The organism is Pseudomonas sp. PME37.24/025, assembly GCF_055556615.1.
Map to the genome: position 1 here is coordinate 177756 of NZ_JBVHNK010000010.1, position 25334 is coordinate 203089.

Here is a 25334-nt window from a genome sequence, read left to right on the forward strand (position 1 = left end):
CGCTATGAGCGAAGATCGATCGAGCAACGGGCAGAAGTCTTGGCTGGGTAAGCTCACCCAGGCTTTTGCCCACGAGCCGAAGAACCGCCAGGAGCTGCTGGAGCTGCTGCGCGATGCACATCAAAACAAGTTGCTGGACAGCGAAGCGCTGGCCATCGTCGAAGGCGCCATCCAGGTTGCTGACCTGCAAGTGCGGGACATCATGGTCCCGCGCTCACAGATGATCAGCATCAAGGCGACCCAGACACCCCGCGAGTTCCTGCCGGCCGTGGTCGACTCGGCCCACTCCCGCTACCCGGTGATCGGTGAAAGCCACGATGACGTGATGGGCGTGTTGCTGGCCAAGGACTTGCTGCCGTTGATCCTCAAGGAAAACGGCGACAGCTTCAACATCAAGGATCTGCTGCGCCCGGCCACGTTCGTGCCCGAGTCCAAGCGCCTGAATGTACTGCTGCGTGAGTTCCGCGCCAACCATAATCACATGGCCATCGTCATTGACGAATACGGCGGCGTGGCCGGCCTGGTGACCATCGAAGACGTGCTGGAACAGATCGTCGGCGACATCGAAGACGAGCACGACGTCGAAGAAGACAGCTACATCAAGCCGCTGCCCAGCGGTGACTTCCTGATCAAGGCCCTGACGCCGATCGATAACTTCAACGAGTTCTTCGACAGCGAATTCTCCGACGATGAATTCGACACCGTCGGCGGTTTGGTGATGAGCGCGTTCGGGCACTTGCCAAAACGTAACGAAATCACTGAAATCGGCGCCTATCGCTTCCGCATCCTGAACGCCGACAGCCGTCGGATTCACTTGCTGCGTTTGACACCTATCGCCCGGTAATTCTAAGGACTGAAATGCTCCGTATCACCCGCCCCGGCTGGCCCGGTAACCTGCTGGCCGTGGCGGCCGGTGCACTCACCACCCTGGCCCTGGCGCCGTTCGATATCTGGCCGCTGGCATTGCTGGCGGTCGGTTTCTTTTACGCCGGTTTGCGTGAACTGAGCCCCCGCCAAGCCTTGGGGCGTGGCTGGTGTTTCGGTTTCGGCCTGTTTGCCGCGGGCACTAGCTGGATCTATTACAGCATCCACAACTTTGGCGGCGCCTCGGTGCTGCTGGCCGGATTCTTGATGCTGCTCTTCACCGCGGCAATCGCCTGGTTCTTCGCCCTGCCCGCCTGGATTTGGGCACGCTGGCTGCGCCGTAACGAAGCGCCGCTGGCCGATGCCTTGGCATTTGCGGCGCTGTGGGTGGGTCAGGAGGCCTTTCGCGGCTGGTTCCTTACCGGTTTCCCATGGCTCTATTCCGGTTACAGCCAGCTTGATGGCCCCCTGGCCGGACTCGCGCCGGTCGGCGGAATGTGGCTGATTTCCTTCACCCTGGCCCTGACGGCTGCACTGCTCTACAACGCTATGCGACTGGTGCGTACTGGCCGTAAAGGCTTCATCGCTGTCGGCGTGTTACTGCTGGCTGGCCCATGGGTGGCCGGCACGGCGCTCAAGGAACATGCCTGGACCAGCCCGGCGGGCGCACCACTGAGCGTCGCGGCGCTTCAGGGCAACATTGAACAAAGCATGAAATGGGACCCGTCGCAGCTCAATGCGCAGTTGGCGCTGTACCGCGACATGAGCTTCAGCTCCAAACGCGTCGACCTGCTGATCTGGCCGGAAACAGCGGTCCCTGTGCTCAAGGAGTCCGCCGAGGGCTACCTGAACATGATGGGAAGCTTCGCCGCTGAGCGTAAATCCGCGCTGATCACCGGCGTGCCGATTCGCCAGGTAGTCCATCACGAGAAGCGCTTTTTCAACGGCATTACCGTTGTCGGTGAAGGCGATGGCACTTACCTGAAGCAGAAACTGGTGCCATTCGGCGAATACGTTCCATTGCAAGAAGTCTTGCGCGGCCTGATCGCTTTCTTTGACCTGCCGATGTCCGACTTTGCCCGTGGGCCGGCCGATCAAGCACTGCTGCAAGCCAAGGGCTATCAGATTGCGCCGTTCATCTGCTACGAAGTGGTCTACCCGGAATTCGCCGCCAGCCTCGCCGCCCGCAGCGATTTGCTGCTGACCATCAGCAACGACACCTGGTTCGGCACCTCGATCGGCCCTCTGCAACATTTGCAGATGGCGCAGATGCGTGCACTTGAAGCCGGCCGCTGGATGATCCGCGCCACCAACAACGGCGTGACCGGTTTGATCAACCCGTTTGGCCAGATCACTGTGCAGATTCCGCAGTTCGAACGCGGCATTCTATACGGCGAAGTGGTGCCGATGCATAACCTGACGCCCTACCTGGAATGGCGTTCGTGGCCGTTGATCATCAGTTGCATGTTGTTGTTTGGTTGGGCGTTAGTGGCCAACCGGATGGCGAAAACCGTTTAAGTTCTGTGGCGAGGGAGCTTGCTCCCGCTGGGCTGCGCAGCAGCCCCAAACCCTGCAATCCAATTCTGGCTGATACACACCGCATTAACCCATATTGCGGCGGCTGCGCAGCCGAACGGGAGCAAGCTCCCTCGCCACAGGTTCTTTATTCAGCACTTCTATCGGTAAAACAACGAATACCCGATCTGCCCCACCGCCTCATTCATCAACTGCCCGCTCTGCCAGATCGATTTGAATTCCGGCATCCAGCCGCCCAGTGGCCGGGCATTGTCCACGCCTAAAAACCCCACTGGCGCTGGCACCACTTCAAATCCGGCCTGCTGAAAACTCCAGACCGCTCGCGGCATGTGCCAGGCCTGAGTCACGACCACCACCCGCTTGATTCCCTCCGGCAACAACACCTGGGCGCTGAGTTGCGCGTTTTCCCAGGTCGTGCGGCTGCGCCCTTCCTGCCAGCGCACCGTCACGCCAAAATCATCGAGCAATGAGTCCGCCATCAGCTTCGCTTCGGTCGGTGGCGTGCCGTAATGCAGACCGCCACTGGTCAGAATCGGCAAGCCGGACGCCTTGGCCAGGCGCGCGGCATAGCGCTCGCGCCCCAAGCCTACGCCGGTCGGCTGGTCAACACCCCAGGCCGGGTCGCCACGCTCACGCCCTGAACCCAGCACCACGATCGCATCGGCCCGTCGGCCCAAGGTTGCCCATTCCTCGCGCGCCAGCGGCGGCTCGCGCTCCAGGGCCTTGGCACTCCACTCCACCATCACTGGCAGGCTCATCAACCAGAAGCCGCCTACGCCCAAGACGAAACACAACCCCGCCAGCTTCGGCCTTGAGCGGCGCCACCACCAGGCAAGCACCAGCAACAGCAATAAAATGCCGGGTGGCAGCAGAAGTTGTTTAATGAAATAACGAAAAGGCATCGGGCATCTCCATAGATGCCCGAAGCCTAGGTGGATTGACACAATGCGACAACAAATGTGGAAGGACTTTGCTTCAAAAAAGCATATCCCACGGCTTCAAGTGCCCTTACTTGAATTGCAAAGACCGGACCTTTACCGAGCCTTTGCCGGGTGCCTTGTCCTTGAGCCAGATGATCTTGGCCGAACGTGGTGCTTCGAGTTGCTTCACTGCTGCTGACAAGCATCCGTGCGTCTCACGCTCACTTCGGTCCAGGTACGCCTTGACCAGTTCAAACTCTGCGGGGCTCAAGCCACGCAGCTCCAGCTCCAGGGGGCGCTCATCGCGAAGCCGACCGGCGGTTTTGGCCACATCCAAGGCCATTGCGAGACGGTCTATCAGTTTTTCGTACAGCTCCGGTTTTGTAGCTTTTTGCTGTGACTCAACCATCCATCACCTCATTGAAGATAAGACTCACTCCCCTTTTAGAGCTTAGCTTCACTGAAAAAACCGGCTGAGTGCCGCGACCAACGGCCCTCGGGACGGGTATTCGCTGCGTCCTTGCGTGTAATCAGGGTTTCCCTCGGTAGAGCGCGGTCATGTATGCTACGGCGCTTCCTGTAACTCCACTTCCAGCTCGCCTGGACACCGAAACGTCGATTTGGCGTTATCACCGTCCAGCGTTGCATTGAAGAGGATTAGGCCACCCCTATTCAGTTCAAAAGTAGCCATGCACGAACAATATCAGCCCCGTGAAATCGAAGCCGCCGCCCAGTCGTTCTGGGACGAGCAAAAGTCCTTTGAAGTCAGTGAACAGCCAGGCAAGGAGACGTTCTACTGCCTGTCGATGTTCCCTTACCCCAGCGGCAAGCTACACATGGGGCACGTGCGCAACTACACCATCGGCGACGTGATCTCCCGCTACCAGCGCATGCAAGGCAAGAACGTCCTGCAACCCATGGGTTGGGACGCCTTCGGCATGCCGGCGGAAAACGCCGCGATGAAGAACAACGTAGCGCCAGCCAAGTGGACCTACGAAAACATCGCCTACATGAAAACCCAGCTGCGCAGCCTGGGCTTGGCGGTGGACTGGTCCCGTGAAGTGACCACCTGCAAGCCCGATTACTACCGCTGGGAACAATGGCTGTTCACTCGCCTGTTCGAAAAAGGCGTGATTTACAAAAAAAGCGGCACCGTGAACTGGGACCCGGTCGACCAGACCGTTCTGGCCAACGAACAGGTGATCGACGGTCGCGGCTGGCGTTCCGGCGCGCTGATCGAAAAGCGCGAAATCCCGATGTACTACTTCAAGATCACCGCTTACGCGGATGAGCTGCTGGAAAGCCTCGACGAACTGACGGGCTGGCCTGAACAGGTCAAGACCATGCAGCGCAACTGGATCGGCAAATCCCGCGGCATGGAAGTGCAGTTCCCGTACGACGTCGCCTCCATCGGCGAAACCGGCGCGCTGAAAGTATTCACCACCCGTCCGGACACCCTGATGGGCGCGACCTACGTTGCCGTGGCCGCCGAACACCATCTGGCTGCCCTGGCCGCGCAAAACAACCCTGAGCTGCAAGCGTTCATCGCTGAATGCAAAGGCGGCAGCGTCGCCGAAGCCGACGTCGCCACTCAAGAGAAAAAAGGCCTGCCGACCTCGCTGTTCGTCGAGCATCCGCTGACCGGTGAGAAACTCCCGGTGTGGGTCGCCAACTACGTGCTGATGCATTACGGCGATGGCGCGGTGATGGCCGTTCCGGCTCACGATGAACGTGATTTCGAGTTCGCCACCAAGTACAACCTGCCGATCAAGTCCGTGGTGCGCACCAGTGCAGGTGACACCAACCCGGCCCCTTGGCAGGATGCGTACGGTGAGCACGGCACGCTGATCAACTCCGGCGAATTCGACGGCCTCGATTTCGCCGGCGCCTTCGACGCCATCGAAGTGGCGCTGATCAAGAAAAACCTCGGTGCCTCGCGCACTCAGTTCCGCCTGCGTGACTGGGGCATCAGCCGCCAACGCTACTGGGGCTGCCCGATCCCGATCATCCACTGCGACACCTGCGGTGATGTGCCGGTCCCGGAAGATCAATTGCCCGTGGTGCTGCCGGAAGACGTCGTACCGGACGGCGCCGGTTCGCCGCTGGCGCGCATGCCCGAGTTCTACGAGTGCACCTGCCCGAAATGCGGCGCTGCGGCCAAGCGTGAAACCGACACCATGGACACCTTTGTCGAGTCCTCGTGGTACTACGCCCGCTACGCCTCGCCGCACTATGAAGGTGGCCTGGTAGACAAAGCGGCTGCCGACCATTGGCTGCCAGTGGATCAGTACATCGGCGGTATCGAACACGCCATTCTCCACCTGCTCTACGCGCGCTTCTTCCACAAGCTGATGCGCGACGAAGGCCTGGTGAGCTCCAACGAGCCGTTCAAGAACCTGCTGACCCAGGGCATGGTAATCGCCGAAACGTACTATCGTCGCGAAGCCAATGGTGCCTACACGTGGTTCAACCCGGCCGACGTAGAACTCGAACGCGACAGCAAGGCCAAGGTCATTAGCGCCAAGCTGATCGCAGACGGCCTGCCGGTGGAAATCGGTGGCACCGAGAAGATGGCCAAGTCAAAGAACAACGGCGTTGACCCACAGTCGATGATTGACCAGTTCGGCGCAGACACCTGCCGACTGTTCATGATGTTTGCCTCCCCGCCCGACATGAGCGCGGAATGGTCCGACTCCGGCGTAGAAGGTTCGCACCGCTTCCTCAAGCGTGTCTGGCGTCTGGCTCAAGCCCACGTCACTCAGGGCCTGCCGGGCAAACTGGACGTCGCCGGCCTGAATGACGAGCAGAAAGCCATTCGCCGTTCGATCCACCAGGCCATCAAGCAGGCCAGCCACGACGTCGGCCAGAACCACAAATTCAACACCGCCATCGCCCAAGTGATGACGTTGATGAACGTGCTGGAAAAAGCCGCACAAGGCACCGAACAGGATCGCGCACTGATTCACGAAGGTCTGGAAACCGTAGTCCTGCTGCTGGCACCGATCACCCCGCACATCAGCCACGAACTGTGGCATCGACTGGGCCATGCTGACCCGGTAATCGATGCCGGTTGGCCGGTACTGGACGAAAACGCCCTGGTGCAGGACAGCCTGCAGCTTGTCATTCAAGTGAATGGCAAACTGCGCGGCCACATCGAAATGCCGGCCAGCGCCAGTCGCGAAGAAGTCGAAGCTGCCGCACGGGCCAACGAAAACGTCCTGCGCTTCGTTGATGGCCTGACTATTCGCAAAGTGATCGTAGTGCCCGGGAAACTGGTCAATATCGTCGCCAGCTAAATTGGATCGGGCGCCAGGTCATGCCAGGCGCCGAGTAAAACCTTTCGGGCCGCTTGAACGGCCCACATGGTTTCAAGGGGAGCAACAAGATGATCAAACGCAATTTGCTGGTAATGGGCCTTGCAGTCCTGCTGAGCGCCTGCGGTTTCCAGCTGCGCGGCACCGGCACCACCGAACTGGCGATCAAGGAACTCGATCTGAGCGCCCGCAATGCCTATGGCGAAACCGTGACGCAAATGCGTCAGGTGCTGGAAAGCAGCGGCGTCAAGGTCTATAGCGGCGCGCCTTACAAGCTGTATCTGGCTGACGAGCAGGAAACCCAGCGCATCCTCAGTTATGCCGGTGCCGGCCGTACTGGCGAGTATCAGATGACCATGGTGCTGAACTACGACATCCGCGGTCAGGGCAACCTGCCACTGCTCAGCGACAAGCTGCAAGTGCAGAAAGTCTTCATCCATGACGGCAACAACCTGGTGGGTTCCGACCAGGAAGCCAACGATGCCCGCAAGGAAATGCGTCGTGAACTGGTTCAACGCATGATGCTGCGCCTGCAACAACTGACCCCGACTCAGTTGGAACAGTTACAACAGACCGCTGACGCCAGGGCCAAGGCTGAAGCCGACGCACTGGAAGCGGCGCAGAAAGCTGAAGCGCAGACGCCGCGTCAGTCGCCTGTCGAACTGCCGCAGCAATAAGCCTTACGGGGCGCTCAGGCGCCCCGTTCGCCTCTTCTTATGAAACTCGCCCCCGCCCAACTCGGTAAACACCTGCAAGGCGCCCTCGCGCCGGTCTACATCATCAGTGGCGATGACCCACTGTTGTGTCAGGAAGCCGCCGACGCCATTCGCGCGGCTGCCCGCCTGCAAGGTTTCGATGAACGCCAGGTCTTTGCCGCCGACGCCAGTTTCGACTGGGGCACGCTGCTGCAGGCTGGCGCCAGTATGTCGCTGTTCGCCGAAAAACGTCTTCTGGAACTGCGTCTGCCCTCCGGCAAGCCCGGTGACAAAGGCGCGGCGGCACTCATCGAATATTGCTCGCGCCCGGCTGAAGACACGGTGTTGCTGATCAGCCTGCCCAAGCTTGATGGCAGTGCGCAGAAAACCAAGTGGGGCAAGGCACTGGTCGAAGGTCCGCAGACCCAGTTCGTGCAGATCTGGCCCGTGGACACCAACCAGTTGCCGAGCTGGATCCGTCAACGCCTGTCCCAGGCCGGGCTTTCAGCCAGTCAGGACGCCGTCGAACTGATCGCCGCTCGAGTCGAAGGCAACCTGCTGGCTGCCGCCCAGGAGATCGAAAAGCTCAAGCTGATGGCCGAGGGTGGCCAGATCACCGTCGAAACCGTGCAAGCGGCGGTGGCCGACAGCGCGCGTTTCGACGTCTTCGGCCTGACCGATGCGATTCTTAATGGCGAGGCTGCTCACGCCTTGCGCATGCTCGAAGGGTTGCGCGGCGAAGGTGTCGAACCGCCGGTGATTCTCTGGGCGCTGGCCCGGGAGCTGCGCCTGCTGGCCAACCTGTCGCTGCAATACAGCCAGGGCGTGCCGCTGGACAAAGCCTTCAGCCAGGCCAGACCGCCGATCTGGGACAAACGCAAACCGCTGATGAGCAAGGCGCTACAACGTTACTCGGCGCAACGCTGGGCGCAGTTGCTGCTCGAAGCGCAGCGCATCGACGCGCAGATCAAGGGCCAGGCAGCGGGTTCTCCATGGATGAGCCTGAGTCGGTTGACGCTGTTGATGGCTGGTCAGAGATTGTCGTTGCCTGCCGAGTAAGGCTGTTGTGGCGAGGGGGCTTGCCCCCGTTGGGCTGTGCAGCAGCCCCAAAACCGGCTGTGGAGGTACAACAGGTAAAACGCGCTGATCGGATTTACGACTGCTGCGCAGCCGAACGGGGACAAGCCCCCTCGCCACAAAAACCAACCTCACTACAAAGAATGTCGAAAGGTCCTACACAATGTAGGGACTAGACAGAACCCCTACTTCGGCAGATTATTCCCCCCGCAAAACCCACTCACTTGCGAGAGACCATCATGAGCAAAAAGCCATCTAAAAATGGCCCCAACAAGGCCAAATCCATCATCGCCCAGCCACTGTTCCGCAGCCGTCAGGAACGAGCCGGCAAGGGCAAAGGCAGCTACCGCCGCGAAGCCTTCCAGTCTAATAGCTGGGAGGCTTCTTACTTTCTGGCGGCCTGAAAGGCAAGCCATCGCTCAACATGTTAAGGTCTGCACCTGATTCGTATCCTCTGGACCTGTGCATGCCCCTTTGTCTTTCCCGTCGTTGGCACCTTCGCCAACTGATAGCTGCCTCCAGCCTCGTTCTGCTTGTCGCCTGCGCGGAAAAACCCACCGCCGCCGACGCCCAACCGCTTCAGACCCGCACCGTTGCGACGGCCCCTGCGATCATTCCGCCGGTGGTTCCAAACGGTGAGAATCTTGACATCCAGCCAACCCAGACCTTTGCCGAATGGCAAGCGGGTTTCCGTAACGACGCCCTCGCCGCCGGTATTCGCGCCGACCTGTTCGACCGTGCTTTTGCCAATGTCAGCATGGACGACAGCGTGATCCGTGCCGATCGCAGCCAACCGGAATTTACTCGCCCGGTGTGGGAATACCTCGATGGCGCGCTGTCGCCGTTGCGGGTGCGCAAAGGTCAGGCGCTGGTCAGCCAGTACGCCGACATCCTGCAAAGCATCGAACAGCGCTATGGCGTCGACCGCCAGGCTCTGGTTGCGGTGTGGGGCATGGAAAGTAACTTTGGTCAGTTCCAGGGCAACAAGTCGGTGATCAACTCCCTGGCGACCCTGGCTTATGAAGGTCGACGTCCGGGCTTTGCTCATGCACAGCTGATCGCTGCCCTGCAAATCCTGCAACAGGGCGATATCGAACCTGAGAACATGCTCGGTTCCTGGGCCGGCGCCATGGGCCAGACCCAGTTCATTCCGACCACCTACAACACCCACGCCGTGGACTTCGACGGTGATGGCCGCCGCGACATCTGGAACAGCTCCGCAGATGCACTGGCCTCGACCGCGCACTACCTGCAAAGCTCCGGCTGGCAGAAAGGCCAGCCCTGGGGTTTCGAAGCACAGCTGCCGAGCGACTTCAATTACGCCCTGGCCGATGGCACGATTCGCAAGAGCGTTGCCGAATGGCGACAATTGGGGGTAACCCTGCCCAATGGCGCTCAGGTTCCGGCAGGCTCCGAACACCTGTCGGCCGCCCTGCTGCTGCCGGCAGGCTATCGCGGCCCGGCGTTCCTGGTCTTCGATAACTTTCGCGCGATCCTCAAGTACAACAACTCTTCGTCCTACGCCTTGGCCGTGAGTCTGTTGTCCGAGCGTTTCAATGGCGGTGGACTGATCAGCGGTCTATGGCCAAAAGATGACTTGCCGCTAAGCCGTACCGAGCGAATCGAGCTGCAAAACCTGCTGAGTGCCCAGAACTACGACGCAGGGACCGCCGACGGGATTATCGGCGCCAATACCCGCAAAGCAATCCGCAGCGCCCAGCAGTCGTTTGGCTGGCCGGCGGATGGTTATCCGACGCACAAGTTGCTGGAAGGGTTGCGTAACCGCTAAAAGCATCGCGGGCAAGCCCGCTCCCACAAGTTCAAAGGTGAATGTGACATTTGCGTACACCTTGATCCTGTGGGAGCGGGCTTGCCCGCGAAGACTGACTAACAGACGCTAACGAACTACCGCGTGATCACCACATCCTGCTCCAACACCAACGTCTTGTCCCCCGCATCCAGCCTGACCAGCGCGCCCATCGGCAGCGTCAAATTCGGATCACAATGCCCGCTACGCCATCCGGATAGCACCGGTATCCGCAAAGGAGCAAAGGTCTGCTTGAGCAACCTCTCCAGCGCAATCGCATCAACCCCTGCCACATCCCCCACCAGAACCCCACGCAGCTTGTGCAGCGTGCCGGCCAGACGCAAATGAGTCAGCAGCCGGTCGATGCGATACAGCGGCTCGTTAATGTCCTCGATGAACAGGATGATGCCCTCGGCATCGATCTCGTAAGGCGTGCCCATGGTCGCGGCAATCATCGACAGATTGCCCCCCAGCAAACGCCCGTGAGCAATGCCGGGCTCGATTGTGGTCAACGGCCAGGCCACCGGATGAGAAAGCACACTGCCCGCCTTTACCTGCCCACACAGCATGTTGAAAAACGAGAACTCGGTGGGTTGCTGCTTGTCACCCAGCAGGTCAGCGTTGAGCATCGGGCCATGGAAAGTCACGAACCCGGCATAACGACTGATGGCCGAGTGCAGTGCAGTGACGTCGCTGTAGCCGATAAACGGCTTGGCGTTGTTGCGTAGTAATTCGAAATCGATGCGATCGAGCAAACGCGGCGTACCGTAACCGCCACGCAGGCAAATGATGGCATCGACCTCGCTGTCGGCGAATGCGCCATGCAAGTCATTGAGCCGCACATTATCGCTGCCGGCCAGGTAGCCATCTTTCTCATAAACACCGGGATACACCCGCAGCGAATAGCCGCGAGCGCGCATCCAGGCAATGGCTTTATCGGTGTCCAGCGCTGCGGGGCCGGCGGGCGCGATCACGCCGATCAGCCCTGCAGGCGGCAAGGCCGGAACGGGGGCGTGAGGACAAAGAGTGTGGGTCGGTCGAGCAGTCATCCATGATTCTCCCTGCGTGAATACTTCAGCACACAGTAGTCAGGAACGGGAATAAACAGAAGAGGGTCAGTCGTACCACGGCTTGCAGAAAAGACGGTAATGGCCGTAGGCAACGCCAATGAAAACGCCCGCAAGGGTAAAAATCCTTGCGGGCGTTTTCTCACAGCGGGATCAGGACGACATTAGCTCGGCCTTGACCAGTTTTGCCTGCTCATCGGCATGGTACGAGGAGCGTACCAGCGGACCGGAAGCAACGTTCTTGAAGCCCATCTTGTAGCCTTCCTCGGCGAACCAGGCGAAGGTGTCCGGGTGCACGAAGCGCTGGACCGGCAAGTGGCTGCGGGACGGTTGCAGGTACTGGCCCAGGGTCAGCATGTCGATGTCGTGTTCGCGCATGCGCTTCATGACTTCGATGACTTCTTCGTCGGTCTCGCCCAAACCCAGCATCAGGCCGGACTTGGTCGGAATGTGCGGCATCATCTGCTTGAAGCGTTGCAGCAGGGTCAGCGACCACTGGTAGTCCGAACCCGGACGCGCAGCCTTGTACAGGCGCGGCACGGTTTCCAGGTTGTGGTTGAACACATCCGGCGGCTCGGCGGCGGTGATTTCCAGCGCAACGTCCATGCGGCCACGGTAGTCCGGGACCAGAGTCTCGAGCTGCACGTTCGGCGACAGTTTGCGGATCTCGCGGATGCAGTCGGCAAAGTGCTGTGCACCGCCGTCACGCAGGTCGTCGCGGTCAACCGAGGTGATCACGACGTACTTGAGTTTCAGGTCGGCGATGGCGATGGCCAGGCTTTCCGGCTCGTTGACGTCCAATGGCTTCGGACGACCATGGCCGACGTCGCAGAACGGGCAGCGACGGGTGCAGATGTCACCCATGATCATGAAGGTTGCGGTGCCGCCGGAGAAGCACTCGCCCAGGTTCGGGCAGGACGCTTCTTCGCACACGCTGTGCAGCTTGTGTTTACGCAGCAGGGCCTTGATGCGGTCGACTTCCGGGGAAACCGGGATGCGCACGCGAATCCAGTCGGGTTTCTTCGGCAGTTCAGTGGTCGGGATGATCTTCACCGGGATGCGTGCAACCTTCTCGGCGCCGCGCAGCTTGACGCCGGCTTCAACCTTGGCACGCGGGGCCGGACGCTCGGTGACATCGAGCGTCGGGATCATGGTTTGCACTGCATCAGTAGTCATATCAGTCGATTCCGCCCGTTAGGGTCGTCTGCTCAGCATAGTCGAGGTGTTTGACGAGCTGCGCGCGCAGCCGGGCACTTACCTCGGCAAATTCAATCGATCCTGCGTGATCGCTCAGCTGGGTCATCGCCAGCCCGGCGTAGCCGCAGGGATTAATCCGTCGAAACGGTTCCAGGTTCATATCCACGTTCAAGGCCAGGCCATGAAAGGAGCAACCGTGGCGGATCCGCAGACCCAGAGAAGCGATTTTCGCACCATCGACATAGACACCCGGCGCATCCGGCTTGGCCACCGCGGTCACGCCGTAGCTGGCCAGCAGCTCGATCAGGCATTGCTCCATGCGGCTGACCAGGTCACGCACGCCGAACCCCAGCTTGCGCACGTCCAGCAACAGGTAGGCCACCAATTGGCCGGGACCGTGATAAGTCACCTGACCACCGCGGTCGACCTTCACCACCGGAATATCCCCGGGCAACAGCAGATGCTCAGCCTTGCCGGCCTGGCCCTGGGTGAACACCGGCGGATGTTCCACCAGCCAGACTTCGTCGGCGGCATCGCTACCGCGTTCGTTGGTGAAACGCTGCATGGCATGCCAGACCGGCTCGTAAGCCATCTGGCCGAGCTCGCGAAAGCCCAGCGTGCCAGACATCACAGCACCATGTGCACGAAACCGGTAGCTCGCAACTCGCTGTTGATGTCGTACAGCTGTTCCTGGCCGGTGGCGATGATGTGCAACTGGATAGTCGTGTACTTGCCGTTGGTACTCTGCCGTTCGGCAAAGGTCTTGTGGTCAACGGTCGCGTGTTTCTCAAGGATCGCGATGATCTTGTCCCTGAAACCCACGCCGGTGTCGCCGATTACCTTGATCGGGTAATCCGCGCAGGGGAATTCGATTTTTGGCGCCTTTACTTCAGTGTCTGTCATGGCGTAACGGCCTCGTAAGCCGTGGCAACGGACATGGCCCCGCTCCGGATTGGAACAGGGCCATGCAGGTCCACACTAATTCAGTTGAACAAGCCGTAGAAGAATAGACGGATGCTATCCCACATGCGGCGGAAGATACCACCCTCGTCGACCGCGTCCAGAGCGATCAGGTCGGCGCTGTGCACCACCTTGTCGTCCAGTTTCACTTCGACTTTACCGATCACATCGCCCTTGGCGATAGGCGCAACCAGTTGCGGGTTCATGGTCATGCTGGCGGCGAGCTTTTTCAGCTGGCCTTTTGGCAGGGTCATGGTCAGGTCTTGGGCCAGGCCGGCCTTGACTTGATTGGTAGCACCCTTCCAGACAGGGGCCTGAGCCAGCTCGGCGCCTTTCTGATAGAAGGTCTGGGTTTCGAAGAAGCGGAAACCGTAAGTCAGCAGCTTCTGGGTTTCGGCAGCGCGAGCCACTTCGCTGTTGGTGCCGAACACCACGGCGATCAGGCGCATGCCATCACGTACAGCCGAAGACACCATGCAATAGCCGGCTTCGTCGGTGTGGCCGGTTTTCAGACCGTCGACGGTCTTGTCGCGCCACAGCAGCAGGTTGCGGTTAGGTTGCTTGATGCCGTTCCAGAAGAACTCTTTCTGCGAGTAGATCGCGTAGTGAGCCGGGTCTTCGTGGATGATCGCGCGGGCCAGCACAGCCATGTCGTGAGCCGACGAGTAGTGCTCCGGGTTCGGCAGACCGGTCGGGTTCATGAAGTGGGTGTTGGTCATGCCCAGGTCAGCCACGGTTTTGTTCATCACGTCAGCGAATGCATCTTCGCTGCCGGCGATGTGCTCGGAGAGCGCAACACTGGCGTCGTTACCCGACTGAATGATGATGCCGTGCAGCAGGTCGCTGACGGTGACCTGCGAGCCGACCTTGATGAACATCCGCGAACCGCCGGTACGCCAGGCGTTTTCGCTGACGGTCACCGGATCGTTCTCGCCGATCTGGCCGCGACGGATTTCCAGGGTCGCGATGTACGCGGTCATCAGCTTGGTCAGGCTGGCCGGCGGCAGACGCTGGTCACCGTTGTTCTCCACCAGCACGTTGCCGCTGCTGGCGTCCATGAGTACATAGGCTTTGGCGGCCAACTGCGGCGGCGACGGCATCATCTCGACCGCGAAAGCGGCAGGCGAGAGGAGCAGCGGGACTAGCAGGCACAGGCGTTTGGCAAAGGTGGTGATATTCATCCGTCTCTCGAAATCGCTAATGGAAACTGCCCTAAGGCAAAACTAATCAGACAACTTTCTAAAAAGCTGTCGCGTGTTCAGTTGCTCACTCTGCAACCCTTGCCGGGCTTTTGTTCTTCAACGAGCCAACAACCCGGTTCGCCCCCCAAATCGCAAGCGAACCGTCAATCAAGTACTGCGTACTACTCGGCGCTGACCAGGCTCGGCGAACCGAGGTTGGCCAGCCGCACGCTGTTCTGCACCTGCTGGATTTCACCCGGCGAGCCGATCGGCCCCAGCCGCACCCGATGCAGTGTCTGCTGGTTACGCACGATCGAGCTGATGAACACCGGAGCGCTCACCATCCCGCTGAGCTTCGATCTCAGGAGTTCTGCAGCGTCCGGGTTGGCGAACGCGCCCACCTGCAGATACTGGCCAGAGGCTGGTACAGAAGCGTTTTTTTTTGCATCGATCTGCACGGGCACAACGGCCGCGGCGTGTTGCTGCGGCGGTGGCGTCCATTGCTCGACGGTGCCGGTGGAGGCCGTCACGGTCGGCGCGGCATTTTGCGCCACTTGCGGCTCGTTGAGCATCAACGGCGCCGGACGACCTTTCTGTGCCCACCATTGCTGCGGGTCGATGCCTTCGACCTTGACCCGCGCGGTACCGGTTTCGGCATAGCCGAGCTTCTTGGCCGCTGCATAGGACAAGTCGATGATCCGGTCCGAGTAGAACGGCCCACGGTCATTGACCCGCAGGATCACGCTCTTGTTATTGTCCAGGTTGGTCACCCGAACGTAACTTGGCAGTGGCAATGTCTTGTGCGCGGCGCTCATGCCATACAAGTCATACACCTCGCCGTTGGCGGTGTTCTGGCCATGGAACTTGGTGCCGTACCACGACGCAGTACCCGAGGCCACGTAGGTCCTGGATTCTTGCAGCGGGAAATAAGTCTTGCCCAGCACAGTGTACGGGTTGGCCTTATAAGGACCACTGTGCAGGGTCGGCGTGGCATCCGGGATGCGTGAAACGTCGACGTCCCACCAGGGTGCGCCATCCTTGTGAGCCCGGTTGATATCCAGGCCTGGCGCCGAACGAACGGCGGTCGGAGACTTCTGAGTCGGCGAACGGCTGGTCGAACAACTGGCGACCAGCACCGCCAACGCGGCAAATGCCATGAGCTTCAGGGGTTTATTCATAGGCAATGCCCGCATTACTTGACGCCCCGTGCTTGGACCAGCTGTTCAGACAGTTGATGTACCGCCATGGCGTACATCACGCTGCGGTTATAACGCGTGATTGCGTAAAAATTCGTCAGGCCCATCCAGTATTCGGGGCCATTGTCACCTTCCAGGCGGAAAGCCGTGACCGGCATATCATCGCGCAGCGCATCATGACTTGACCAGCCCAGCGCCCGCAACTCCCCGACGGTTTTCGTCGGCTCGATGCCGGCGGTCAACCCCTCGTCTACCTGATCGCCACGCACATCGGCGCGGCTGACCACAGGTTCGCCGGCGACCCAGCCGTGACGCTTGAAATAACTGGCGACGCTGCCGATGGCATCGTCCGGGTTGTTCCAGATATTAATGTGGCCGTCACCGTCGAAATCCACCGCATAGGCGCGAAAACTGCTCGGCATGAACTGCGGCAAGCCCATGGCCCCGGCGTAAGAGCCTTTGAGGGTCAACGGGTCGACCTGCTCTTCACGAGCCAGCAGCAGGAACTCACGCAATTCCTTGCGGAAGAATTCGGCACGGGGAGGATAGTCGAAACCCAGGGTAGACAAGGCATCGATCACCCGGAAATTGCCGGTATTGCGACCAAAAAAGGTCTCGACGCCGATGATCGAGACGATCACCTGCGCCGGCACGCCGTATTCCTGTTCGGCACGAGCCAGGACCGCTTCGTGCTGACGCCAGAAGTCCACACCACGGGCGATGCGCGCGTCGGTGATGAACATCGGGCGATATTCTTTCCACTGTTTAACCCGTTCGGCGGGCTTGGAGATCGCGTCCAGAATCGACTGTTTGCGCTCGGCTTCGCGGAACACGCCCATCAGCTGTTCACCGGCAAAGCCATAGTCGCGGGTCATTTCACCGACGAACTCGGCCACCTGGGGTGAGCCTTCGTAATCGCCGGCCAACGCTTGCTGCGCGGTACCAAGGATGCTTACCAGGCCGACCCATGGCGCGTATCGAGCCGCCCAGCCACGCACTACTTGCATTGAAATCTTCACCTTATTCAAACCTGTGCGATCCACTTGCGATGGGTATGGATCGACATCAAAACCCCAAACGCTGACAGTAGCGTCACCAGCGAAGTGCCTCCGTAGCTAATGAACGGCAACGGCACCCCCACAACCGGCAACAGGCCACTGACCATACCGATGTTGACGAAAACGTAAACAAAAAACGTCATGGTCAGGCTGCCCGCGAGCAATTTGCCGAACAATGTCTGCGCCTGGGCGGTAATCACCAGTCCGCGACCGATCAACAACAGATAAATCAGCAACAGTGCGCAGATGCCTACCAGGCCAAACTCTTCGCCCATTACCGCAATAATGAAGTCGGTGTGGCTTTCCGGAAGGAAGTCCAGGTGCGACTGAGTGCCGAGCAACCAGCCTTTGCCGAACACGCCGCCGGAACCGATGGCCGCTTTCGACTGAATGATGTTCCAGCCCGTGCCCAGCGGATCACTCTCGGGGTCGAGGAAGGTGAGGATTCGCTGCTTCTGGTAGTCGTGCATGATGAAGTACCACATGCCGACCGCCACCGGCACAGCCGCGGCAATCACGCTGAGAATCCAGCGCCAGCGCAGGCCGCCCATGAACAGCACGAACGCGCCACCGGCGAGAATCAGCAGCGAAGTGCCAAGGTCGGGCTGGCGTACGATCAGGATGAATGGCAACCCAATCAGAAACAGACTGACGCCCACATGCTTGAGCTGCGGCGGCAAGGTGCGCTTGGACAGGTACCAGGCGATGGTCGCCGGCATCAGGATCTTCATGAATTCCGAGGGCTGGAAGCGAATCACCCCGGGGATATTGATCCAGCGCGTGGCACCCATGGCGTTGTGGCCCATGACATCCACCACCACCAGCAACAGCACGCCAATCACATAACCGATCGGCACCCAACGGGCCATGAAGCGCGGCTCGAACTGGGCGATGACGATCATCGATACCAGGCCAATGCCGAAGGAAGTGGCTTGCTTGGCCAACAGATCCCAGCTTTTGCCGCTGGCCGAATACAGCACAAACAGGCTGCCGGCAGCCAGGGTCAACAGCAGGATCAGCAACGGGCCGTCGATGTGCATGCGTTGTAGCAACGTCGCACGGCGACGCATCACATCCTCGCTGGAGAGGATGCGATCGAAATTACTCTTCACGGGCCGTAGCCTCCGCACTGATAGGGCTGGCGTATTCGGCTTTCAGTCGACCGTCCTGGTCCAGGAGCCAGGCGTCCATGACTTGACGCACCACCGGCGCGGCTACGCCGGAACCGGACTCGCCGTTCTCGACCATCACCGACACCACGATTTGCGGGTTGTCGGCCGGTGCGAAACCGACGAACAAGGCGTGGTCGCGGTGACGCTCCTGAACCTTGGAGCGGTCGTACTTCTCGCCCTGCTTGATGGCGACCACCTGAGCCGTACCACTCTTGCCGGCAATCCGGTATTGAGCACCGATGGAGGCCTTGCGCGCCGTACCGCGGGCACCGTGCATCACCTGCTGCATGCCGTGGTTGACCTTGGTCCAGTCCGACGGGTCACGCAGGACAATGTCCGGCATCGGATTTTCATCCTTCGGCCGCTCGCCTTCGACGGTCTTGGCCAGGTGTGGACGGTTCCAGACACCCTTGTTCGCCACCAGCGCCGTAGCCTGGGCCAGTTGCAAGGGTGTTGATTGCATGTAGCCCTGTCCAATCCCGAGAATCAGCGTTTCGCCCGGGAACCAGGCCTGACGACGGGTCGCGCGCTTCCATTCCCGGGACGGCATCAGCCCCGGCGATTCTTCGAACATGTCCAGGGAAACCTTCTGGCCGATGCCGAACTTGCCCATGTACGCCGACAGCCGATCGATCCCCAGCTTGTGGGCCAGGTCATAGAAGTAGGTGTCGTTGGATCGCATGATCGCCGTGTCCAGATCAACGTAGCCGTCGCCGGTGCGGTTCCAGTTGCGGTATTTGTGATCGTAGTTGGGCAGTTGGTAGTAACCCGGGTCGTAGACCCGGGTCGATGCGGTGACCACGCCCGAATCCAGGCCGGCAATCGCCACCGCCGGCTTGATGGTCGAGCCCGGCGGGTACAGACCGCGCAACACGCGGTTGAACAGTGGCCGGTCGATGGAATCGCGCAACTCGGAATAGGCTTTGAAACTGATGCCGGTGACGAACAGGTTCGGGTCGAAACTCGGCTGACTGACCATCGCCAGCACTTCGCCGGTTTTCGGGTCCAGCGCCACCACCGCGCCACGGCGACCGCCGAGTGCAGCTTCGGCGGCCTCCTGCAATTTGATGTCCAGGCTCAGGACGATGTCCTTGCCGGAAATCGGTTCGGTACGTTTGAGTACCCGCAGCACGCGGCCCCGGGCATTGGTCTCGACTTCTTCGTAACCGACCTGACCGTGCAATTCGGGCTCGTAGAAACGCTCGATGCCAGTCTTGCCAATTTGATGGGTGCCGCTGTAACTCACCGGATCGAGCGACTTCAGCTCTTTCTCGTTGATCCGCCCCATATATCCCACCGAGTGCGCAAAGTGCGCGCCCTGCGGATAGTGACGAACCAGCTGCGCGACCACTTCCACGCCCGGCAGACGGAACTGGTTCACCGCGATGCGGGCGATCTGTTCTTCGGTCAGCTCGAACAGGATTGGCACCGGCTCAAACGGTCGGCGCCCCTGACGCATGCGCTTCTCGAAGATCACCCGATCCTCGGGCGTCAGCTCCAACACCTCGACGATCACATCGAGCACTTGTTGCCAGTCGCCGGAGCGTTCGCGGGTCATGCTCAAGCTGAAGCTGGGCCGGTTGTCGGCCACCACCACGCCATTGCGGTCAAAGATCAACCCGCGAGTCGGCGGAATCGGCTGCACATGGACGCGGTTGTTTTCCGACAGGGTCGAGTGGTACTCGTACTGGATCACCTGAAGGAAATACAACCGCGCGATCAGCACGCCAATCAGCGTTACCACCGCAATGGCCCCGAACACGACGCGGCCACGCACCAGACGGGCGTCTTTTTCGTGGTCCTTGATGCGGATCGGCTGGGACATGAGGGCAGAATTACTTGTGGTAAGGGTGGCCGGACAACACTGTCCAGGCACGATACAGCTGTTCACCGATCAGAATCCGCACCAGTGGGTGCGGCAACGTCAACGGTGATAACGACCAGCGTTGATCCGCCCGGGCACAGACTTCCGGCGCCAGCCCCTCGGGGCCGCCGACCATGAAATTCACCGTGCGCGAGTCCAGCCGCCAGCGATCGAGTTCGACCGCCAGTTGCTCGGTACTCCAGGGCTTGCCGTGGACTTCGAGGGTGACAATGCGCTCATTCGGCCCGACCTTGGCCAGCATGGCTTCGCCTTCCTGACGGATGAAGCGCGCCACGTCGGCGTTCTTGCCGCGGGTGTTGAGCGGAATTTCCACCAGTTCCAGCGCCAGCTCGGATGGAAGACGCTTGGCATATTCATGCCAGCCTTCTTCCACCCATTTGGGCATGCGTGAACCGACGGCGATCAGTCGCAGTCGCACAGCGGTCCCTTATTGCTGGTCTTTGTTGAGCTTGATGAAATGCTCATGGGTGTTTTCCGGGCTGTGATGCGCGGCGCTGCCGGCACGGCTCTGCTCGGCACCCTGCCACAAACGCTCCAGGTCATAGAACTGGCGAGCGCTGGCAGTCATCATGTGCACGATGACATCGTCCATGTCCAGCAACACCCAGTCGCTGTCGCCCTTGCCTTCTTCACCCAACGGCTTGACGCCTTGGGCCTTGACCGCCTCGCGGACCTTATCCAGCATCGCGCCGATCTGGCGGTTGGAAGTACCGGTAGCGATGATCATGAAGTCAGTGATGCTCTGCTTTTCACGAACGTCGATCACCAGAACATCCTGGGCCTTGACGTCTTCCAGGGCTGCTACGGCAACCTTGACCAGTTCTTCGCCACGCAGCTCCGGCCCGGTTGGGGCCTCTACCGGCAGCGGGGCGCTCTTGAACGTGCCCTTGCGCTTTACTTTGCTTACGTCTTTGTCAGTCATATAAAACTCGTTTTGCTCGTATGTTCGGGCGCTTCGCTACACGCATTCACGTGCCTTGAAGCGCACCCTTTTTCAGTTCGACGCACGGTAAAGCCCGTGCGCATCGATGTAGGCCAGGACCGCGTCGGGCACCAGGAAACGTACCGACTTACCGCTGGCCAGCAGTTGACGGATCTGGGTGGCGGATACCGCGAGCGGCGTCTGCCAGACGAATGCAATCTGTCCGCTCGGCCCTTTGAGGGCCAGCGGGTCGCTCACCGAGCGCGCTGCCAGCAGGTTGCGCAAGGCATCCGGCGGTTCGCTGTCGGCATCCGGGCGTTGCAGCACCAGGATGTGGCAATGCTGGAGCAACTCTTCCCAGCGGTGCCAAGTGGGCAGGCCGCAAAATGCGTCCCAGCCCAAAAGTAGAAAAACCTGGTCTGGGGCGGCCAATTCGGCGCGCATCAGTTCCAGGGTGTCGATGGTGTAGGACGGTTTGTCCCGCTGCAACTCGCGGGCGTCCACCACCAACGGTGGCACACCGGCCACCGCGCACTTGACCATCGCCAGACGGTCCTTCGCCGACACCTGCGGCGTGCCCCGATGAGGCGGCCTGGCACTGGGTGTCAGACGCAACTCATCGAGTGCCAGCGATTCGGCGACTTCCAGCGCACCGCGCAAATGGCCGATGTGCACCGGGTCGAAGGTCCCGCCCAGTACGCCAATGCGTCGAGGCTGGGACTCGCTGGCGGTCACTTGGGCTGACGGGTCGAAGTCGCCCAAGTCAGACCGACTCCTGGCCGCGCAACTGCCCGTCACCGACCACGATGTACTTCTCGCAGGTCAGCCCTTCGAGGCCCACCGGGCCGCGGGCGTGCAGCTTATCAGTAGAAATGCCAATCTCGGCACCCAATCCGTATTCGAAGCCATCGGCGAAGCACGTCGGGGTGTTGATCATCACCGAAGACGAATCGACTTCGGCCACGAAACGCCGGGTGTCGGCCAGGTTTTCGCTGACGATCGAATCGGTGTGATGGGAGCCGTACTTATTAATATGTTCGATGGCCTGATCCAGCCCGTCGACCACCCGGATCGAGAGGATCGGCGCCAGGTATTCGGTGTGCCAGTCCTCGATGGTGGCCGCTACGGCCTCGATGATCGCCCGGGTACGCTCGCAACCGCGCAGTTCGACGCCTTTTTCGCGGAACTGGGCAGCCATCGACGGCAGGAACTCCTTGGCGACTGCCTGATCGACCAGCAAGGTTTCCATGGCGCCACAGATACCGTAACGGTAAGTCTTGGCGTTGAACGCAATGCGCTGGGCCTTCGGTAGATCGGCGTGGGCACTGACGTAGACGTGACAGATGCCGTCCAGGTGCTTGATGACGGGCACGCGAGCATCGCGACTGACCCGTTCGATCAGGCCACGGCCACCACGAGGCACGATAACGTCGACGTATTCCGGCATGGTGATCAGCGCGCCAACCGCGGCACGGTCGGTGGTTTCAACCACTTGCACCACGGCGGCCGGCAGACCGGCCTCGGCCAGGCCGCGCTGGATGCAGGCGGCAATCGCACGGTTGGAATGAATCGCCTCGGAGCCGCCACGCAGGATGGTGGCGTTGCCGGACTTCAGGCACAGGCTGGCGGCATCGATGGTCACATTCGGCCGAGATTCGTAGATGATCCCGATTACGCCCAATGGCACGCGCATCTTGCCGACCTGGATGCCAGAAGGACGATAACTCATGTCGCGGATCGCACCCACCGGATCCGGCAGTGCCGCGACCTGGCGTAAACCGACGATCATGCCGTCGATGCGTTCCGGAGTCAGCGCCAGACGTTCCAGCAGAGCAGGCTCGAGTCCATTGGCGCGGCCGGCAGCCAAATCCAGTTCATTGGCTGCGGTCAGCTCGGCGCGCGCAGCGTCCAGCGCAGTGGCAGCCGCCTGCAAGGCGCGGTTTTTCTGCGCGGTGCTGGCACGGCCGATCACGCGGGAAGCTTCGCGGGCGGCGCGACCCAAACGGGTCATGTAGTCAAGAACGGACTCAGTCATGGTCTGCAATGGTCTTTGCTAAGGTCTTGGTAAAGAGTAAAGCGGCAGATTATAGCTGTCGCGTCCCGGGACTAACAGCGGTGACGGGCGGATGGTCGAAATGGAGGGTAATTTGCCGATGTTCAGCCGTGATTAAGCTGCAGATTGTTATCATCACGACTCAATCAGCCCTGATAAACGCTGTTCATCATGACTAATCTGACTGTTCGTGCATCCACTACGCCCCCGCCAAAGGGGCTGCCGGATGCATTTTTCGACCGCGACGCCCAAACACTGGCCCGGGATTTACTGGGAAAAATCATCCGTCATCGGGTCGGCGACCTGTGGCTCAGTGCCCGGATCATCGAGACCGAAGCCTATTACTGCGAAGAAAAAGGCAGCCACGCCTCCTTGGGCTACACAGAAAAGCGTAAAGCTTTGTTTCTGGATGGCGGCCACATCTATATGTACTACGCCCGTGGCGGCGATTCCCTGAACTTCAGCGCTCAGGGGCCGGGCAATGCGGTATTGATCAAATCCGCCTATCCATGGGTCGATGAATTGAGCGGGCCGGCAAGCCTGGCGCAGATGCTTTTGAACAATCCTGATGCTCAGGGCCGCCCTCGTCCCTCGCAAAAGCTGTGTGCCGGGCAGACGTTGCTCTGCAAGGCGCTGGGTCTGAAGGTGCCGGTTTGGGACGCCAAGCGTTTCGACCACGAAATATTGCTGGTGGAAGACCTCGGACCGGCGCCCGGCCATATCATCCAGACCACACGCCTGGGCATTCCCCACGGGCGAGACGAACACTTGATGTACCGCTTTGTTGATGCGACTTACGCACTTTACTGCACGCGTAACCCGCTGCGTCGGGGGCAAGTCGAAGGTCGAGATTATTTTTTGTTGACTTGAGACGTGCCCGGACTACAGGTAAACGGGAATCCCTGTGGGAGCGGGCTTGCCCGCGATAGGGCCCTACCAGTCGACATCAATGCTGACTGTCCCGGCGCCATCGCGGGCAAGTCGGATCGCCGCACCGCCGCTCCCACAGGGTTTTATGGTGTTGTTTAAGTTGTATTCGCCCACCATGGGCCAATTGAATCAGATGGAGTTGTTTTTATGGGCCCATGGCTCGATAGCGTGACCGGTTGGTTGACGGTCAATCCACAATGGCTGGCCGCGGCAGTGTTCGTAGTGGCTTGTATGGAATGCCTGGCGATTGTCGGATTGATCGTGCCCGGCACGGTGTTGCTGTTTGCCGTGACGGTGCTGGCCGGCAGTGGCGCGCTGTCATTGGGTGAAACGCTATTGATGGGCTTTCTCGGCGGTGTGCTGGGCGACATCGTTTCGTACTTTTTAGGGCGACATTTCCACCAGAACATCCGTCGCTTGCCGGGGTTGCGCCATCATCCGGAATGGATGGCCGGCGCCGAGGCGTATTTCCAGCGTTATGGCATCGCCAGCCTGTTGGTCGGACGCTTTATCGGACCGCTGCGTCCGATGCTGCCGATGGTTGCCGGGATGTGCGACATGCCGTTCCCGCGCTTCGCCGTCGTCAGCCTGTTGGCTGCCGCGGGCTGGAGCCTCGCCTATATCCTGCCGGGCTGGGCCACCGGGGCGGCGATCCGCTTGCCATTGCCGGAAGGTTTCTGGCTTGAAGCCGGGATCGTCGCCGGGAGCATTGCGGCGATGGTCGGCCTGAGCGCAAACAGCAGCCTGCGCCGCCATCGCCGGGCGACCATCTGGATCAGCAGCATGAGTCTGTTGATCCTGATCGGCCTGTTCATCGGCTACCCGCACCTGACCGCCCTCGACCAAGGATTGATGACCCTGATACAGGAACACCGCAGCCCGGTGCTCGATGAAGTGGCTGTGGTGTTCACGTTGATTGGCGAATTCCGCAACATGTTTATGCTCAGCGCCCTGCTGACAGTCTTGCTGTTACTGACACGACAATGGCGACACGCGATCTTCGCTGGTGGCACCTTGCTGTTCACCGCGCTGGGCAACACTGCGACCAAACACTTTTTCGCCCGTGTGCGCCCGGAAGTGCTGAGTGATCCACTGACCAGCTACAGCATGCCCAGCGGCCACGCCTCAGGCTCTTTCGCGCTGTTCTTGACGCTCGCGGTGCTTGCCGGTCGCGGACAACCACCGCGTATGCGCCTGACCTGGTTATTGGTGGGCTGCTTGCCGGCGCTGACGATTGCCCTGTCACGGGTGTACCTGGGCGCGCACTGGCCGACCGATGTACTGGCCGGCGCAATGCTGGCGGCGTGCGTGTGTGCGGCTAGCCTATGGCTGACGCAACGCCAGACTTCGCTCAACGCCATGCCGCCGAAAATATGGTGGCTGGTGTTGCCATCGTTGGTGGCGTTGTTCGGTTTCTTTGTGTTGAGGCACATGCCGCATGCGATGTTGCGGTATGCGTACTGAAGATCAAAAAATCGTCCGAACGCGGCCCGAGCCTTC

24 protein-coding genes are annotated in these 25334 nt (G+C 60.4%); 9 read left to right on the top strand and 15 right to left on the bottom strand.

All coding sequences use genetic code 11. The annotated features are described in order from the left end of the window. Positions 1-4: 4 nt before the first annotated feature. Positions 5-844 (top strand): HlyC/CorC family transporter, encoded by an 840-nt coding sequence (locus ACZ3HH_RS19275; protein WP_007894419.1) that lies wholly within the window; start codon positions 5-7, stop codon positions 842-844. Positions 845-858: 14 nt separating this feature from the next. Then, positions 859-2382, top strand: a complete 1524-nt coding sequence (gene lnt, locus ACZ3HH_RS19280) for an apolipoprotein N-acyltransferase (RefSeq protein WP_465806784.1) — start codon at positions 859-861, stop codon at positions 2380-2382. Between the two features lie 158 nt (positions 2383-2540). Here lnt and ACZ3HH_RS19285 read toward each other — a convergent pair whose 3' ends face one another. Together ACZ3HH_RS19285 and ACZ3HH_RS19290 are read right to left on the bottom strand one after the other, a co-directional pair. After that, positions 2541-3302, bottom strand: coding sequence for a YdcF family protein (locus tag ACZ3HH_RS19285; protein WP_465806786.1), 762 nt, complete (start codon positions 3300-3302; stop codon positions 2541-2543). A 106-nt stretch (positions 3303-3408) separates the two neighbouring features. Next, positions 3409-3729: a hypothetical protein gene (locus ACZ3HH_RS19290; protein WP_465806788.1), complete on the bottom strand. Its 321-nt coding sequence runs from the start codon at positions 3727-3729 to the stop codon at positions 3409-3411. Positions 3730-4009: 280 nt separating this feature from the next. On the opposite strand from ACZ3HH_RS19290, the gene leuS reads away from it, so the two are divergent. The 5 genes from leuS (at position 4010) to ACZ3HH_RS19315 (ending at position 10195) form a co-directional block, all read left to right on the top strand. Then, positions 4010-6616, top strand: a complete 2607-nt coding sequence (gene leuS, locus ACZ3HH_RS19295; protein ID WP_465806790.1) for a leucine--tRNA ligase — start codon at positions 4010-4012, stop codon at positions 6614-6616. 89 nt (positions 6617-6705) lie between these two features. Beyond that, the gene (locus ACZ3HH_RS19300) at positions 6706-7311 is read left to right on the top strand and encodes an LPS-assembly lipoprotein LptE (RefSeq protein ID WP_465806792.1); all 606 of its coding nucleotides are present in this window, start codon (positions 6706-6708) and stop codon (positions 7309-7311) included. Between the two features lie 39 nt (positions 7312-7350). Further along, positions 7351-8388: a DNA polymerase III subunit delta gene (gene holA, locus ACZ3HH_RS19305; protein ID WP_460144444.1), complete on the top strand. Its 1038-nt coding sequence runs from the start codon at positions 7351-7353 to the stop codon at positions 8386-8388. Between the two features lie 257 nt (positions 8389-8645). Next, complete coding sequence (gene arfA, locus ACZ3HH_RS19310; RefSeq protein WP_094470475.1) at positions 8646-8810, top strand: alternative ribosome rescue factor ArfA; 165 nt, start codon at positions 8646-8648, stop codon at positions 8808-8810. Between the two features lie 62 nt (positions 8811-8872). After that, positions 8873-10195, top strand: coding sequence for a lytic murein transglycosylase (locus ACZ3HH_RS19315; RefSeq protein WP_465806795.1), 1323 nt, complete (start codon positions 8873-8875; stop codon positions 10193-10195). A gap of 116 nt (positions 10196-10311) precedes the next feature. Here the strand turns inward: ACZ3HH_RS19315 and ACZ3HH_RS19320 are convergent, their stop codons facing one another. The 13 genes from ACZ3HH_RS19320 to ACZ3HH_RS19380 all read right to left on the bottom strand — a co-directional run bounded on the left by ACZ3HH_RS19320 (position 10312) and on the right by ACZ3HH_RS19380 (position 22886). Continuing rightward, positions 10312-11262 (bottom strand): S66 peptidase family protein, encoded by a 951-nt coding sequence (locus ACZ3HH_RS19320; RefSeq protein ID WP_465806797.1) that lies wholly within the window; start codon positions 11260-11262, stop codon positions 10312-10314. 171 nt (positions 11263-11433) lie between these two features. Further along, positions 11434-12456 (bottom strand): lipoyl synthase, encoded by a 1023-nt coding sequence (lipA, locus tag ACZ3HH_RS19325; RefSeq protein WP_007946663.1) that lies wholly within the window; start codon positions 12454-12456, stop codon positions 11434-11436. Between the two features lies 1 nt (position 12457). After that, positions 12458-13105, bottom strand: a complete 648-nt coding sequence (gene lipB / locus ACZ3HH_RS19330; protein ID WP_038981384.1) for a lipoyl(octanoyl) transferase LipB — start codon at positions 13103-13105, stop codon at positions 12458-12460. Next, entirely contained in the window at positions 13105-13380 is a 276-nt protein-coding gene (locus tag ACZ3HH_RS19335; RefSeq protein ID WP_465806800.1) for a DUF493 domain-containing protein, read from the bottom strand. The genes lipB and ACZ3HH_RS19335 overlap by 1 nt, the downstream gene beginning before the upstream one ends. 80 nt (positions 13381-13460) lie before the next feature. Further along, complete coding sequence (locus tag ACZ3HH_RS19340) at positions 13461-14618, bottom strand: D-alanyl-D-alanine carboxypeptidase family protein (protein WP_465806802.1); 1158 nt, start codon at positions 14616-14618, stop codon at positions 13461-13463. A gap of 182 nt (positions 14619-14800) precedes the next feature. Further along, positions 14801-15811 carry a septal ring lytic transglycosylase RlpA family protein gene (locus tag ACZ3HH_RS19345; RefSeq protein ID WP_465806804.1) on the bottom strand — a complete coding sequence of 337 codons (1011 nt, stop codon included), beginning with the start codon at positions 15809-15811 and terminating at the stop codon, positions 14801-14803. Beyond that, positions 15811-16821, bottom strand: a complete 1011-nt coding sequence (gene mltB, locus ACZ3HH_RS19350) for a lytic murein transglycosylase B (protein WP_465806806.1) — start codon at positions 16819-16821, stop codon at positions 15811-15813. The genes ACZ3HH_RS19345 and mltB overlap by 1 nt, the downstream gene beginning before the upstream one ends. Before the next feature lie 17 nt (positions 16822-16838). Then, positions 16839-17942: a rod shape-determining protein RodA gene (gene rodA, locus ACZ3HH_RS19355; RefSeq protein WP_465806963.1), complete on the bottom strand. Its 1104-nt coding sequence runs from the start codon at positions 17940-17942 to the stop codon at positions 16839-16841. 31 nt (positions 17943-17973) lie between these two features. Beyond that, complete coding sequence (gene mrdA / locus ACZ3HH_RS19360) at positions 17974-19869, bottom strand: penicillin-binding protein 2 (RefSeq protein WP_123359090.1); 1896 nt, start codon at positions 19867-19869, stop codon at positions 17974-17976. A gap of 10 nt (positions 19870-19879) precedes the next feature. Then, positions 19880-20347, bottom strand: coding sequence for a 23S rRNA (pseudouridine(1915)-N(3))-methyltransferase RlmH (gene rlmH, locus ACZ3HH_RS19365; RefSeq protein ID WP_003185785.1), 468 nt, complete (start codon positions 20345-20347; stop codon positions 19880-19882). 9 nt (positions 20348-20356) lie between these two features. Then, on the bottom strand, positions 20357-20851 hold the full coding sequence (rsfS, locus tag ACZ3HH_RS19370) for a ribosome silencing factor (protein WP_367373085.1): 495 nt from the start codon (positions 20849-20851) through the stop codon (positions 20357-20359). Positions 20852-20923: 72 nt separating this feature from the next. Next, positions 20924-21613, bottom strand: a complete 690-nt coding sequence (gene nadD, locus ACZ3HH_RS19375; protein ID WP_465806811.1) for a nicotinate-nucleotide adenylyltransferase — start codon at positions 21611-21613, stop codon at positions 20924-20926. Position 21614: 1 nt separating this feature from the next. Next, complete coding sequence (locus tag ACZ3HH_RS19380; protein WP_465806813.1) at positions 21615-22886, bottom strand: glutamate-5-semialdehyde dehydrogenase; 1272 nt, start codon at positions 22884-22886, stop codon at positions 21615-21617. A 189-nt stretch (positions 22887-23075) separates the two neighbouring features. Between ACZ3HH_RS19380 and ACZ3HH_RS19385 the strand changes: the two genes are divergently transcribed. Both ACZ3HH_RS19385 and ACZ3HH_RS19390 read left to right on the top strand, forming a co-directional pair. Next, on the top strand, positions 23076-23774 hold the full coding sequence (locus tag ACZ3HH_RS19385; RefSeq protein ID WP_465806815.1) for a DNA-3-methyladenine glycosylase: 699 nt from the start codon (positions 23076-23078) through the stop codon (positions 23772-23774). Between the two features lie 207 nt (positions 23775-23981). Beyond that, positions 23982-25298 (top strand): bifunctional DedA family/phosphatase PAP2 family protein, encoded by a 1317-nt coding sequence (locus ACZ3HH_RS19390; protein WP_465806817.1) that lies wholly within the window; start codon positions 23982-23984, stop codon positions 25296-25298. Positions 25299-25334 lie beyond the last annotated feature (36 nt).